Raw genomic sequence first — 12,452 nt, forward strand, 5'->3', positions numbered from 1 at the left:
GCTGTAAGAATAAAATCGAGTCCTAAAATTGCGAGCGAAGCGGTAACCACGGTCGACGTGGTTGCTTTGCTAATACCCGCTGAAGTCGGTTCACAACGATAGCCTTTGTAGAGCGCGATCCACGTCACCACAAAAGCAAATACGAGTGATTTAATGATCCCGTTCATTAAATCGTCGCGCCAATCAACCGCTGATTGCATCACCGACCAAAATGCGCCTTCATCAACACCTAACCAACCCGAGCCAACTAAGTAACCACCGTAAATACCCACAGCAGAAAAAATCAGTGCCAACAATGGCATACTGACAAAACCTGCCCAAAAACGCGGGGCCACGACGCGACGTAACGGATCAACCGCCATCATTTCGAGACTCGATAACTGCTCAGTTGCTTTCATTAAACCAATTTCCGCAGTCAATGCCGAACCCGCGCGACCTGCGAATAGTAATGCGGTCACCACGGGCCCTAACTCGCGTAATAACGACAGTGCCACCATCGGTCCCAAACTCTGTTCTGCACCGTAGTCAACCAATATGGTGTAACCCTGCAAGCCCAGCACCATACCGATAAATAAGCCACTAACGACGATAATGATGAGTGATAAGACACCGACCACATACATCTGCTGCACGAACAGCGGCCATGACTTGCGCGGTGTCGGCTTGCCTATAATCGCGCCCAGTAGCATGGCAAGCGCACGTCCGATACCGGCAATCGCGTCCGTTACTGTCGCACCTAAGCGCGCTAAACTATCCATGCGCTTCCCCCATCAAATCCATAGCGAAGTCGTCCTCGGTGTAATGGAATTTAACTGGGCCATCGGCTTCGCCTTGTAAGAACTGACGCACGATGGCTTTATCATTATTCTCAAGTTCAGCCGGTGTCCCCTCTGCAACGACCTTCTTATCAGCAATAATATAAGCGTAGTCGGCAATAGAGAGCACTTCATCCACGTCGTGCGATACAACGATAGAGGTTAATCCAAGCGATTCATTGAGCGAGCGAATTAATTTAACGATAACGCCCATCGAAATTGGATCTTGGCCAGCGAACGGTTCGTCGTACATAATCAAATCAGGATCGAGCGCGATCGCCCGTGCGAGTGCCGCACGTCGCGCCATACCGCCGGATAATTCTGCTGGCATTAAATCACGCGCGCCACGCAAGCCCACGGCTTCAAGTTTCATCAATACAATACTGCGAATCACGTCCTCGGTGAGCTCGGTATGCTCTCGTAATGGAAACGCCACGTTGTCGAAAACACTCATGTCGGTAAACAGCGCACCGCTTTGAAACAACATACTCATTCGCTTACGCAGCTCATAAAGAGCCTTACGCGACAACTGAGTGACCTCTTCATCAGCCACCTTGATTGAGCCCGATGACGGCCGAAGTTGCCCGCCTATTAAGCGCAATAATGTTGTTTTACCAATGCCACTGGGCCCCATAACCGCGACGATCTTGCCCTTCGGTACGGTCAGTGAAAGGCCGTCATAAATGGTGCGTTGGCCGTGCGAAAAATGCACATCTTTTAAAGCAACAAAGTTATCCACTTATCTGTCCCTAACGCGCTATTTGTTTCAGAATACCCATTCTAGAGGGCGTTGGTCTAAAACGTAACTGTAAAAATGTTGCAAAACATATCAGTTTTGTTGATCGATCATCGCCAACAACTTATCTGCAAAGGCTTTGCGGTCACCTTGGCAATGCTCACACAATTGTAATTGCTCAAATAATCGAGCTCCATGCACCGCGAAAAACAGTACCTTGGCTAGCATGGGATCACGGCTGAATTGTTCGAGCGATTGAAAGGTCTGTTGCACGTGAGCAGTCATTGGCGCCAGCAACTCTGGATTATTCGCTGCGGCTGCCAGCAAACCTGAACTTAACTGCGCGCATTCTGCATCACTGTTTAACGACGCTAGCAAAATACTTTTTAGTTCTTGGTTAGGATCATCCTCGAAATCCTTCATAAAGGCGTCTTTCAAATCACTATTTCGCGCCACCATGCGCTCAAGCATCGCTTCGAGAAGTTTGTCTTTACTAGCAAAGTGATACAGCAGTCCGCCTTTACTAATGCTGGTTGCTTGACCCAGTGCATCAAACGTAAGACGAGCAGCACCCTCAGATGCAACTAATTGCTCAGCAGCATCTAAAATAACGTCTCTATTGCTCGGGCGACCCGCACATTTTTTTGCGCACATAACGACTCACTTAATGACATAAACTAGGCTTATTACTAAACCGTCTAGTTGGTATAGTAATTCAAATTTGTGACATTAGCAATCATATAGCGACAAATACGGTAGGCAGCCACCGTCATATTGACGTATCATTAGGCGCAGGTTTTCAGTTTTTTAGGTGAGTAATGAAGCAAATCACCCATGACTTTTGTACGCTTGCTCGCGACGTAATCGATATCGAGCGCGATGCTATTGAAGGTTTAAAAGCCTTTCTCGACGAGAACTTTAATCGCGCCTGTCAGGCGATGTTCGATTGCAAAGGACGCATTATAGTGACCGGTATGGGAAAATCGGGTCATATTGGTGGAAAAATTGCAGCAACACTTGCTTCAACCGGTTCACCGGCATTTTTTGTACACCCCGGGGAAGCCAGTCACGGCGATCTCGGCATGGTCACTGACAGTGATATCGTCATCGCCATATCAAATAGTGGTGAAACAGGTGAAATTTTAAATATCGTTCCAGTCATGAAACGATTAGGTGTCACTATTATCGGGATGACTGGCAATCCGGATTCAACGCTCGCAAACTTGGCCGATATTCACGTCTGTATTCGGGTTGAACAAGAAGCCTGTCCGCTCGGCTTAGCTCCGACGGCCTCGACCACAGCCAGTCTGGTCATGGGCGATGCCCTCGCAGTCGCGCTCCTCAATGCGCGTGGATTCACCGCCGACGATTTTGCCTTGTCGCACCCGGGTGGTTCGCTGGGTAAGCGGTTGTTGCTCAGACTCAGCGACGTCATGCATACGGGTGATCGTGTCCCCAAAGTTGAGCAAACAGCATTAATTCGCGATGCTTTATTGGAAATCTCACGTAAAGGTCTCGGCATGACCTCTATTGTTGATGACCAAGGTCGCTTAGCGGGAATTTTTACGGACGGTGACTTGCGCCGTATTCTCGATAGCCGCGTTGATGTGCACGAGAGTAAAATTGCCGACTTTATGACACGCACCTGCGTCACCGCGCATGAAGACATGTTAGCTGCACAAGCGCTTAAGTTAATGCAGGACCGTAAAATTAACGGCTTAATTATTGTCGACCATGATGGCAAGCCACACGGCGCCATGAATATGCACGACTTACTGCAGGCAGGAGTGGTTTAATGATTCATAACCGTACTGCAAAAACCGTAAATACCTGGTATGGCGACATTAGCGAAGATTTATTTCAACAGTTCGCGCAGACTCAATTACTGGTATTAGATGTCGACGGCGTATTTTCAGACGGTCGCATTTATTTAGGTAATCAAGGTGAAGAGCTTAAAGCGTTCCACACCCGCGACGGCTTTGGCTTAAAAGCGTGGACCGATGCTGGTTACCCTGCGGCGGTCATCACTGGTCGCGAATCGGCAATTGTTGAACGTCGCATGAAACACCTAGGCGTGACCCACATTTTTCAGGGTGTGAAAGATAAGGTCGAGGTCTACGAGCGCCTGCTTGAAACGTTAGCATTAAGTGATTCGCACGTCGCGTACGTCGGCGATGACGTGCCCGATCTAAAACTCATCAACCGTGCTAAATTAGGCGTCGCGGTTCACGATGCTCATCCATCTGTGCAACTTGCTGCGCAGTATATCACCCGCTGTCATGGTGGATTTGGCGCTGTGCGTGAAGTCTGCGATTTACTGCTGTTAAGCCGCGGCGAACTCGCGAGTGTTGAAGGAGTGAGTTTGTGAGTCGTCGCGTAGCGCTATTGCTGCTTATCTTATTTGGCGCAGTTATACTATTGCTTTGGCGTCCTTTTGATCGCTCCGACGCGGGCGATAACAACGTGCAATCGCGGAAAATGACGCCTGACTTTACCGCTTCAGGACTGAAAACGCGTTTATATGAGTCGGGTGGCCGCTTGGCACATCAGGTTACTGCCGAACACATGTCGCATTATATTCAAATCGGTCTCACTGAACTAACCAACCCTGTTTACTCAGTTTATACCGATGAGCGCGAAGCTACATGGCAAGTTAGCGCAGAGCAAGGCACGCTATATGACGATCAAACACTTATTTTAGAGCGCAACGTTGAAATATTGGCCTTACAGCCTGATACTTCAATTAAGCGTGTTAATACCGAATACTTGGTCATCGATATACCGGCAGAGACTATGAATACCGATTATCCTGTCACTATTTCGGGACCCCAAATTGCTGTGCAAGGTCATGGTCTGAGCGCCGACCTGTACGCGGAAACTATGGAGCTAAAACGTCATGTTAAAACGGTTTTTAATCCTCGCTAGTTTAGCGGTTGTGAGCCAAATGGCCGCCGCCCAAGGTGAGGCGGATTTTAAAAAGCCGATCGAGGTCAATGCTGGACATGAACACTTTGATATCAAGAACAATAAATTGTTGTTGACCGATAATGTCATTGTAACTCAGGGCTCTATGCGTATTGAGGCGGATCGACTTGAGGCAACCGGCGGTGAGTCCAAAGACCAAGCCGATACATTTATCGCGCACGGTCGTCCCGCAGTCTACACCCAGTTGCTCGAGGATGGCTCGGAGATCAGCGCACAAGCCGATCAAATCACTTACTTCCAGAGTCAGGGACGTATTGAACTACAAGGTAATGCGCAAATCATTCAGGGCAGCAGCTTGTCGCGTGGTGATACCATTGTGTATGACTTGGCTAACCAGCATGTCTCGGCAAGAGGCTCAAAGGAATCAGGCGAACGGGTTACCACGATTTTTAACCCCAATAAGCAACCCGAGAAAGAGCAACCTGAAGACGACCAACAGCAACAAGAGCAATAGTGCATGGCTAAATTATCTGTTCAGCATCTCGCTAAATCTTATAATCGACGCCAAGTCGTCAAAGACGTCAGTTTAGAGGTGAGCCAAGGGCAAATTATTGGCCTGCTCGGTCCTAATGGTGCAGGTAAGACAACGACCTTTTATATGATAGTTGGCTTAGTGAACTCTGATAAAGGCAGTATTAAGCTGGATGATCAGGACTTAACGCTTTTGCCGATGCATGAACGTGCACGTCGAGGTATTGGATATTTGCCACAGGAGTCATCTATTTTTCGAAAAATGACGGTCCGTGATAACTTGATGGCGATTCTTGAAACTCGACGTTCACTTACCGCGATTGAGCGCGAAGAAAAACTCGATGCATTGCTCGAAGAATTTAATATCGGTCATATCGTGAATAGCTTGGGTATGAGTCTGTCGGGTGGTGAGCGTCGCCGTGTTGAGATCGCTCGAGCGCTCGCTGCTGACCCTACGTTTATTTTATTAGACGAGCCTTTCGCAGGTGTTGATCCGATTTCTGTACTCGACATCAAAAAAATAATTGAACATCTTAAGCACCGAGGCATCGGTGTGTTGATAACTGACCACAACGTGCGTGAAACGTTGTCCGTATGCGAGCATGCGTATATCGTTAGTCATGGCGAGCTGATTGCTAGCGGGGACGCGAATAGCGTATTGTCAAACCAACAAGTGAAAGATGTCTACCTCGGTGAGCAGTTCACCTTGTAACACAGCACAAGTGAGGCCGGGATAATCAGATGAAACAAAGTTTGCAACTGAAAATGGGTCAACAACTTACGATGACCCCTCAATTACAACAGGCCATTCGGTTGTTGCAACTCTCATCACTCGATCTACAAGCTGAAATTCAAGAAGCCTTAGATAATAACCCGTTACTTGAGGTTGAGGGTGAAGCTGAGCAAGATGCCCAGACCGATGCCGAGCAAACGCAAAAAGACGATAGTCAAAAAGAAACCGTCGATGCATTACAAGATCAATCACTCCCCGATGACCTCCCATTAGATAGCACTTGGGATGACACATATACATCAACTACTCCGTCAAGTGGCACTAGCTCAAGCCAGTCGTTTGACGGCGAACACGATGTCTATCAAGGCGAAACAAGCGACTCGCTTTACGATCATTTGATTTGGCAAATGCAGATGTCGCATTTCTCAGACGAAGATGCGGCTATAGCCACCACCATCATCGAGTCCATCGATGAGCGCGGTTACCTGACTTCAGACTTGAATGAACTCGTTGAAGCTATCAATTTACCCGAAGTCGATGTTGAAGAAGTCGCCATGGTGCTTAAGCGTATTCAACATTTTGATCCTCTGGGTGTCGGTGCGCGCTCCATCCAAGAATGTTTGAGTATTCAACTACAGCAACTATGCGATGAAACCCCCTGCAAAAAGCTTGCATTAGCGCTTATAAATGATTACATGGAGTTAATGGGTGCGCGGGATTATAAAGGGTTGCAGCGTAAACTGAAGATTGATGAAGCAGAGCTGAAAGAGACACTGCGACTGATTCAAACCTTAAACCCTTATCCTGGCGATGCTATCGACCAAAAGCCCGTTGAATACGTCATACCGGATATTTCGGTAGTGAAAAAAAATGGTCGTTGGGTGGTCGAATTAAATCCTGATAGCGTACCTAAATTAAGAGTGAACGAACAATATGCAGCGCTGAGTCAGCAGGCAAAATCAAGTGCTGACTCTCAGTATATTAAGCTGCATACTCAAGAAGCGCGTTGGTTCATTAAGAGTCTCGAAAGCCGAAACGAGACCTTACTGAAAGTCGCGCACTGCATCGTTCAACGTCAGCAAGGCTTTTTTGAACATGGTGAGGAGGCGATGAAGCCGATGGTTCTCAATGATGTCGCGGAAGCCGTTGATATGCACGAAAGTACAATCTCGCGTGTAACGACTCAAAAATATCTCCACTGCCCGCGCGGCATCTTCGAGCTTAAATACTTCTTCTCCAGTCATGTCAGTACCGAAACAGGAGGTGAGTGTTCAAGTACCGCTATAAGAGCGCTAATCAAAAAATTGGTTGCCGCGGAGAACCGCGCCAAACCATTAAGTGATAACAAAATTGCTGAACTCATTGCGGATCAGGGAATCCAAGTAGCTAGAAGAACGATCGCGAAATATCGTGAATCGCTCAACATTCCCTCTTCAAGCCAGAGGAAGAGTCTGCTTTAATATTGTTCAACCGTAGAAGGAAGACGTTATGCAAATCAACCTAACAGGTCACCACATTGATATTACTGACGCGTTGCGTGAATACGTGGATACAAAATTTGCCAAGTTAGAGCGCCACTTTGACCACATAAACAACGTTCACGTCATCCTAAATGTTGAAAAAACGGTTCAAAAAGCGGAAGCTACGCTTCATGTTAACGGCGGAGAAATTTTCGCCGATGCAGAGCACGACGATATGTACGCGGCGATTGATGGATTGATCAATAAACTCGATCGCCAAGTGATTAAACACAAAGAAAAGTTGAAAAAACACTAAATCATGCAATTGTCTGATCTTTTGAGCCCCGACTGCACCAAGTGTGCAGTCGAGGGTGCAAGCAAGAAACGCCTGTTAGAAACTATCAGCGCTATCGCGGCCCCAAAACTTGTCGGAATCACTAAACACGACATCTTTGAGAGCTTAATTAATCGTGAGCGCTTAGGTAGTACGGGTATTGGTCTTGGCATCGCTATTCCACATGGTCGATTAGCCAATGCGACGCAACCTGTGGCGGTACTAATGACGCTTGAACAACCCATTGAATTTGATGCGATTGACAATCAGCCGGTGGATATCGTATTCGCCTTGCTTGTCCCTGAATCGGAGCATGAAAATCACTTAAACACGCTTGCAACCGTCGCCAAACGCATGAATAACAAAGAATGCACGCGTTCGCTGCGAGAAGCTGATAGTGACCAAGCGCTCTATTCTATTTTTGTCAGCGAAGATCAGGCACCTGAATGCAACTTATCATAGTCAGTGGACGTTCAGGCTCCGGCAAAACCATTGCCTTAAGAGTACTCGAAGATCTCGGTTTCTATTGTGTCGATAACCTGCCTATCGCTTTGCTCGCAACACTGGTTCATTCAGTCATTGAGCAATATGATCGCGTTGCCATCAGTATTGATGTACGCAATTTACCTGAAGATCCTCACGAACTCGTAGAATCAATTGAGTTTTTGCCCGATGACGTCGATATTGAAGTTCTCTTTATCGACGCCGATGACCAAACGCTGCTACAACGCTTTGGCGAAACTCGGCGCTTGCATCCACTTTCACAAAAGCAGCTACCTTTAGTTGAGGCGCTGCAGTTAGAAAACCGACTACTCGACCCTATTGCTGAACGCGCCACTTGGCGAATTGATAGCAGTAACCTATCTTTACATCAACTCAGTGAAGAGGTGAGTGCGCGCGTCTTGGGTAAAGCTTCGAAGCATGTCGTGATTGTGTTCCAGTCGTTCGGATTTAAACACGGCGTACCTAAGGATGCAGATTTCGTATTTGATGCGCGAATTTTACCGAATCCCCATTGGAATCCAGAGCTCAAGCTTCTCACTGGGCAAGACGAGGACGTTAAGCAATTTTTCCGCAAAGAAGGTTTAGTGACCAAATATTTACTGCAAGTCGAAAACTTTCTTGCCACATGGTTACCTTACTTTCAACGCAGTAACCGTAGCTATCTAACTATTGCGGTGGGTTGTACGGGGGGTCAACATCGCTCTGTTTATTTGGCCGAAGCCTTAGCCGACCAGTTCAGAACAGATGAAACACATGTTCAGGTTCGCCATCGGGAATTGTCAAAATGACGCAAAAAGTCTGTAAATCTTTGATCATTCGCAATAAACTAGGTCTGCACGCGCGCGCAGCAACCAAATTGGCACGCTTGACGCAGGAGTTTGCCGCCAAAATTACCATCAGCCAAGATGGTCAAGAGGTCGATGCAGGCAGTGTGATGTGTTTAATGCTTCTCGCCAGCCGACAGGGCCGCGAGGTCGATGTCTGCGCCCAAGGTGAAGATGCCGAGGCAGCGCTCGAAGCAATTACCATCCTATTTGAAGATAAGTTTGAGGAAGCTGAATAACCATGATGGCTGAGTTGTCCGATAAAGAATATGCAATGCAGCGTATTCAAGAGGTAAATACTGCCCTATCGGACGGTATGTATGTGGCTGCACGCCGCATGCTACATAATATGCCGGCATGTGATATTGCGCTTCTCCTGGAGTCGTCCCCCCCTAAAAGTCGTGCCATTGTTTGGAAACTCGTCGATGCCGACGAACACGGTGATATTCTAGAAGAACTTTCAGAAGAAGTTCAAAAATCCATTATTCGCCAGATGGCGCCTGAAAAACTCGCGGCTGCCACCGAAGGAATGGATACCGATGACTTGGCCTACGTACTGCGTGGCTTGCCAGACCAAGTTTATCAAGAAGTGCTCAAATCAATGGACGAGCGCGACCGAGAGCGTGCTGAAACGGCATTGTCATACGATGAGGACTCTGCCGGCGGTATCATGAACACCGATACCATTACCGTGCGCGCCGATGTCACCGTCGATGTTGTATTACGTTACCTTCGCCTAAAAGGCGAGCTACCAGAAGCCACTGATAAACTCTATGTCGCCGATCGGAACGATAAACTCATCGGTGAAATCGCCCTATCGCGCTTAGTCACCGTCGACCCATCAAAAGTGGTCAGCGATATTATGTCGCCGGATATCGTCAGTATTCCTGTCGACATGGATGAAACCGAAGTCGCAAAATTGTTTGAACGTCATGATTGGGTATCAGCGCCCGTTGTCGACGGGGAGCAGCAACTTGTGGGTCGAATCACCATCGATGACGTGGTTGATATCATTCGCGAGGATGCTCAACACTCGATGTTGAGTATGGCCGGTTTAGAAGATGACGAGGATACTTTTGCGCCGGTACTCAAAAGTACTCGCCGCCGCACCGTGTGGTTGGCCATTAACTTGGTCACGGCATTACTTGCCGCTATGGTCAGCTCACTATTCGAAGACGTGTTAGCGCAGATGGCGGTACTCGCTATCCTGAATACCATCGTGCCAAGTATGGGGGGTATTGCCGGTAGTCAAACCCTGACCTTGGTAATTCGAGGTATGGCGCTCGGCCATATCGGTAGTAGTAACTCACGGTGGTTGATCGGCAAAGAGCTCGCCATTGGCGCACTGAACGGTATTATCTGGTCAATCCTCATTGCCGCTGTGGTAGCACTTTGGATGCAAAGCTGGTTGGTTGGTGGCATTATCGCCTTCGCGATGATGATGAATCTCCTGGCGGCGGCGCTTGCCGGCGTGACCGTACCCATGATATTGAAGCGTTTTGATATTGACCCAGCACTGGCGGGCGGGGTTATTTTAACCACCGTCACCGATGTGGTCGGTATCTTTGCATTCTTGGGTACTGCGACATTGCTGCTGTCTTAAACAGCAATGTCGCCGGTTGCTTTACTGACCTGCAATCCGCATTTCTTCTAACAACACCGATCCCGTATGCAAAGCATGGCGCTCGTCAACATCGTTACCAATAGCGACGATATTTGCCAGCATGTCTTTTAAATTACCCGCAATCGTCACTTCCTCAACAGGATACTGAATTTCGCCATTCTCAACCCAGAATCCAGCAGCGCCGCGCGAATAATCACCGTTGACTAAGTTAACGCCTTGCCCCATCAATTCGGTGACCAGTAAGCCTGTGCCCATCTGTTTGCACAGTTCAGCCAAACTCTTATCACCATGGGTCAAGCGCCAGTTATGGATGCCCCCAGCATGACCGGTGGGCTGCATATCCATCTTGCGGGCCGCATAGCTAGTAAGTAGATAAGTCTGCAACTCACCGGCCGTAACGATATCACGTTCAATCGTAGCTAAACCTTCATGGTCAAACGGACTGCTTGCTAAACCACCCACGATATGAGGACATTCTTTAATGTTTAACCACGACGGCAACACCGGCTGGCCCAATGCGTCTAGCAAGAAACTTGATTTCCGGTAAAGATTGCCGCCACTGATCGCACTTACGAAATGGCCAAACAAGCTGCCCGCCACATCGGCGCGGAAAATTACCGGGACTTTTGCGGTATCGATCTTGCGGCCACCCAAGCGGGATAGCGTCTCCTGAGCGGCTTCCTCAGCTACTTTTTCGGGCGCAGCTAAGTCTTGCGTTCGACGCGCAACCGAGTAGCTCATATCGCGTTGCATGCGCTCACCTTCTTTTGCGATCAGTACGCAACTTAAATTATGACGCGACTGCAAATAACCGCCCAAAAAACCGTGACTATTGCCATATACGCGAAAGCCCGTATGCGAACCGTAGTGTGCACCGTCAGAATTAATAATGCGATCATCTAAAGCTAAGCCATGACGCTCACAGGCGAGTGCTTGCTCTATCGCGTATTCTGCACTTTGATCGCCGGGGTGGCATAAGTCTAGCTCAGGATAATCTTTGGTCATTAGTTCTTTCGGTGCTAACCCATTAAACGGGTCAGCTGAGGTATAACGGGCAATTTCCGCCGCCTTTTTTACTGCCGCAGCAATGGCTTCACGCGATAAGTCGGTAGTCGATGCCGAGCCTTTTTGATGATCACGATACACACTAATGCCCAGCGCACCGTCTTGATTAAATTCAACGGTCTCTACATCGCCCATACGCGTACCGACTGAAATGCCGGCGCTTTTGCTGATCGAGCACTCGGCCGCTGAAGTCCCCTCTTTAGCCGCTAACTCCAACGCATATTGGACCGCTAATTCAACATCATCAAGTTGTTGCTGTAACTCGCTAAGTTGAGGTTTCAATGTACACTCCTCTAAATGATTAACGCGTCTTGCGTAAAACTGGTAAACTGCTCGTTATTATTAGCAATTAAAACTGAATGGATTATGGCTCGTAAACCAACCCACTCGACATCGCCAGACGAAAATGAATTTGCAGATGTCCCCAGCAAAAGTGAACGCAAGCGCCAAGTTGAAGCCCTACAAAAAATGGGCACTGAGCTCGTAGACTTAACTGATGCGCAACTCAAAAGCATTCCACTTGATGATGAGCTGCGCGATGCGGTCTTGCTCGCTCGTAAAATTAAAAATAAACACGAAGGCTATCGCCGCCAACTTCAGTTTATTGGTAAGTTAATGCGCCAAAGAGACGTTACGCCTATCGAACAAGCAATGGAACGCCTTAACGCCTTTCACCAACAAACTGTGAATCAATTTCATGCTGTTGAGCAACAACGCGACCTGCTGTTATCAGGTGACGAAGAAGCGCTCACAGACTTTTTTAACCGTTACCCCGATGCCGATATTCAGCGTATTCGCCAATGGCTTCGACAAGCCAAAAAGCAAGCCGAGGACAATAAACCGCCTACGGCAGCGCGCCAGCTATTTGTCTATTTACGTGAACTCATGACTGAGGCCTAAG

16 protein-coding genes are annotated in these 12,452 nt (G+C 48.1%); 12 read left to right on the forward strand and 4 right to left on the reverse strand.

Annotated elements, in window-relative coordinates; translation table 11 throughout:
• The 3 genes from mlaE to B2X00_RS07460 all read right to left on the reverse strand — a co-directional run.
• On the reverse strand, positions 1–758 hold a 758-nt coding region (mlaE, locus tag B2X00_RS07450), incomplete at its 3' end, for a lipid asymmetry maintenance ABC transporter permease subunit MlaE (protein WP_290486850.1).
• Positions 751–1,554 (reverse strand): phospholipid ABC transporter ATP-binding protein MlaF, encoded by an 804-nt coding sequence (mlaF, locus tag B2X00_RS07455; RefSeq protein WP_290486852.1) that lies wholly within the window; start codon positions 1,552–1,554, stop codon positions 751–753. The genes mlaE and mlaF, both read right to left, overlap by 8 nt.
• 90 nt (positions 1,555–1,644) lie before the next feature.
• On the reverse strand, positions 1,645–2,205 hold the full coding sequence (locus B2X00_RS07460; RefSeq protein WP_290486854.1) for a TetR/AcrR family transcriptional regulator: 561 nt from the start codon (positions 2,203–2,205) through the stop codon (positions 1,645–1,647).
• A gap of 164 nt (positions 2,206–2,369) precedes the next feature.
• Here B2X00_RS07460 and B2X00_RS07465 point away from each other — a divergent pair, with 164 nt between their 5' ends.
• The 11 genes from B2X00_RS07465 to mgtE are packed head-to-tail and all read left to right on the forward strand — an operon-like array spanning position 2,370 to position 10,465.
• Positions 2,370–3,347 (forward strand): KpsF/GutQ family sugar-phosphate isomerase, encoded by a 978-nt coding sequence (locus B2X00_RS07465; protein ID WP_290486855.1) that lies wholly within the window; start codon positions 2,370–2,372, stop codon positions 3,345–3,347.
• Positions 3,347–3,919 carry a 3-deoxy-manno-octulosonate-8-phosphatase KdsC gene (kdsC, locus tag B2X00_RS07470; RefSeq protein WP_290486856.1) on the forward strand — a complete coding sequence of 191 codons (573 nt, stop codon included), beginning with the start codon at positions 3,347–3,349 and terminating at the stop codon, positions 3,917–3,919. The genes B2X00_RS07465 and kdsC overlap by 1 nt, the downstream gene beginning before the upstream one ends.
• A complete protein-coding gene (gene lptC / locus B2X00_RS07475; RefSeq protein WP_290486858.1) occupies positions 3,916–4,476 on the forward strand; it encodes an LPS export ABC transporter periplasmic protein LptC in 561 nt (186 codons plus the stop codon). Before kdsC ends, lptC begins: the two co-directional genes overlap by 4 nt.
• Entirely contained in the window at positions 4,448–4,990 is a 543-nt protein-coding gene (lptA, locus tag B2X00_RS07480) for a lipopolysaccharide transport periplasmic protein LptA (protein WP_290486860.1), read from the forward strand. The genes lptC and lptA overlap by 29 nt, the downstream gene beginning before the upstream one ends.
• A 3-nt stretch (positions 4,991–4,993) precedes the next feature.
• On the forward strand, positions 4,994–5,719 hold the full coding sequence (gene lptB, locus B2X00_RS07485; protein ID WP_290486862.1) for an LPS export ABC transporter ATP-binding protein: 726 nt from the start codon (positions 4,994–4,996) through the stop codon (positions 5,717–5,719).
• Positions 5,720–5,748: 29 nt separating this feature from the next.
• On the forward strand, positions 5,749–7,200 hold the full coding sequence (locus B2X00_RS07490; protein ID WP_290486864.1) for an RNA polymerase factor sigma-54: 1,452 nt from the start codon (positions 5,749–5,751) through the stop codon (positions 7,198–7,200).
• 28 nt (positions 7,201–7,228) lie between these two features.
• Entirely contained in the window at positions 7,229–7,516 is a 288-nt protein-coding gene (gene hpf / locus B2X00_RS07495) for a ribosome hibernation promoting factor (protein WP_290486866.1), read from the forward strand.
• Between the two features lie 3 nt (positions 7,517–7,519).
• Complete coding sequence (ptsN, locus tag B2X00_RS07500; RefSeq protein WP_071463042.1) at positions 7,520–7,996, forward strand: PTS IIA-like nitrogen regulatory protein PtsN; 477 nt, start codon at positions 7,520–7,522, stop codon at positions 7,994–7,996.
• Entirely contained in the window at positions 7,981–8,826 is an 846-nt protein-coding gene (gene rapZ, locus B2X00_RS07505) for an RNase adapter RapZ (protein WP_290486868.1), read from the forward strand. Before ptsN ends, rapZ begins: the two co-directional genes overlap by 16 nt.
• A complete protein-coding gene (locus tag B2X00_RS07510) occupies positions 8,823–9,101 on the forward strand; it encodes an HPr family phosphocarrier protein (protein ID WP_290486870.1) in 279 nt (92 codons plus the stop codon). Before rapZ ends, B2X00_RS07510 begins: the two co-directional genes overlap by 4 nt.
• A gap of 2 nt (positions 9,102–9,103) precedes the next feature.
• Positions 9,104–10,465: a magnesium transporter gene (gene mgtE, locus B2X00_RS07515; RefSeq protein ID WP_006956872.1), complete on the forward strand. Its 1,362-nt coding sequence runs from the start codon at positions 9,104–9,106 to the stop codon at positions 10,463–10,465.
• Between the two features lie 21 nt (positions 10,466–10,486).
• Here the strand turns inward: mgtE and pmbA are convergent, their stop codons facing one another.
• Entirely contained in the window at positions 10,487–11,833 is a 1,347-nt protein-coding gene (pmbA, locus tag B2X00_RS07520; RefSeq protein ID WP_006956873.1) for a metalloprotease PmbA, read from the reverse strand.
• Positions 11,834–11,917: 84 nt separating this feature from the next.
• On the opposite strand from pmbA, the gene yjgA reads away from it, so the two are divergent.
• Positions 11,918–12,451 (forward strand): ribosome biogenesis factor YjgA, encoded by a 534-nt coding sequence (yjgA, locus tag B2X00_RS07525; protein WP_290486872.1) that lies wholly within the window; start codon positions 11,918–11,920, stop codon positions 12,449–12,451.
• The last annotated feature ends 1 nt before the right edge of the window (position 12,452 follow it).

This window comes from Idiomarina sp. UBA3162 (assembly GCF_002364475.1).
GTDB lineage: Bacteria > Pseudomonadota > Gammaproteobacteria > Enterobacterales > Alteromonadaceae > Idiomarina.

Excerpts from the sequence above, each read along its gene's own strand:
- B2X00_RS07460 (WP_290486854.1), bottom strand. The coding sequence starts at position 2,205 with ATGTGCGCAAAAAAATGTGCGGGTCGCCCGAGCAATAGAGACGTTATT.
- lptB (WP_290486862.1), top strand. The coding sequence starts at position 4,994 with ATGGCTAAATTATCTGTTCAGCATCTCGCTAAATCTTATAATCGACGC.
- kdsC (WP_290486856.1), top strand. The coding sequence starts at position 3,347 with ATGATTCATAACCGTACTGCAAAAACCGTAAATACCTGGTATGGCGAC.
- yjgA (WP_290486872.1), top strand. The coding sequence starts at position 11,918 with ATGGCTCGTAAACCAACCCACTCGACATCGCCAGACGAAAATGAATTT.
- rapZ (WP_290486868.1), top strand. The coding sequence starts at position 7,981 with ATGCAACTTATCATAGTCAGTGGACGTTCAGGCTCCGGCAAAACCATT.
- B2X00_RS07490 (WP_290486864.1), top strand. The coding sequence starts at position 5,749 with ATGAAACAAAGTTTGCAACTGAAAATGGGTCAACAACTTACGATGACC.
- lptA (WP_290486860.1), top strand. The coding sequence starts at position 4,448 with ATGTTAAAACGGTTTTTAATCCTCGCTAGTTTAGCGGTTGTGAGCCAA.
- ptsN (WP_071463042.1), top strand. The coding sequence starts at position 7,520 with ATGCAATTGTCTGATCTTTTGAGCCCCGACTGCACCAAGTGTGCAGTC.
- hpf (WP_290486866.1), top strand. The coding sequence starts at position 7,229 with ATGCAAATCAACCTAACAGGTCACCACATTGATATTACTGACGCGTTG.
- B2X00_RS07510 (WP_290486870.1), top strand. The coding sequence starts at position 8,823 with ATGACGCAAAAAGTCTGTAAATCTTTGATCATTCGCAATAAACTAGGT.
- mgtE (WP_006956872.1), top strand. The coding sequence starts at position 9,104 with ATGATGGCTGAGTTGTCCGATAAAGAATATGCAATGCAGCGTATTCAA.
- B2X00_RS07465 (WP_290486855.1), top strand. The coding sequence starts at position 2,370 with ATGAAGCAAATCACCCATGACTTTTGTACGCTTGCTCGCGACGTAATC.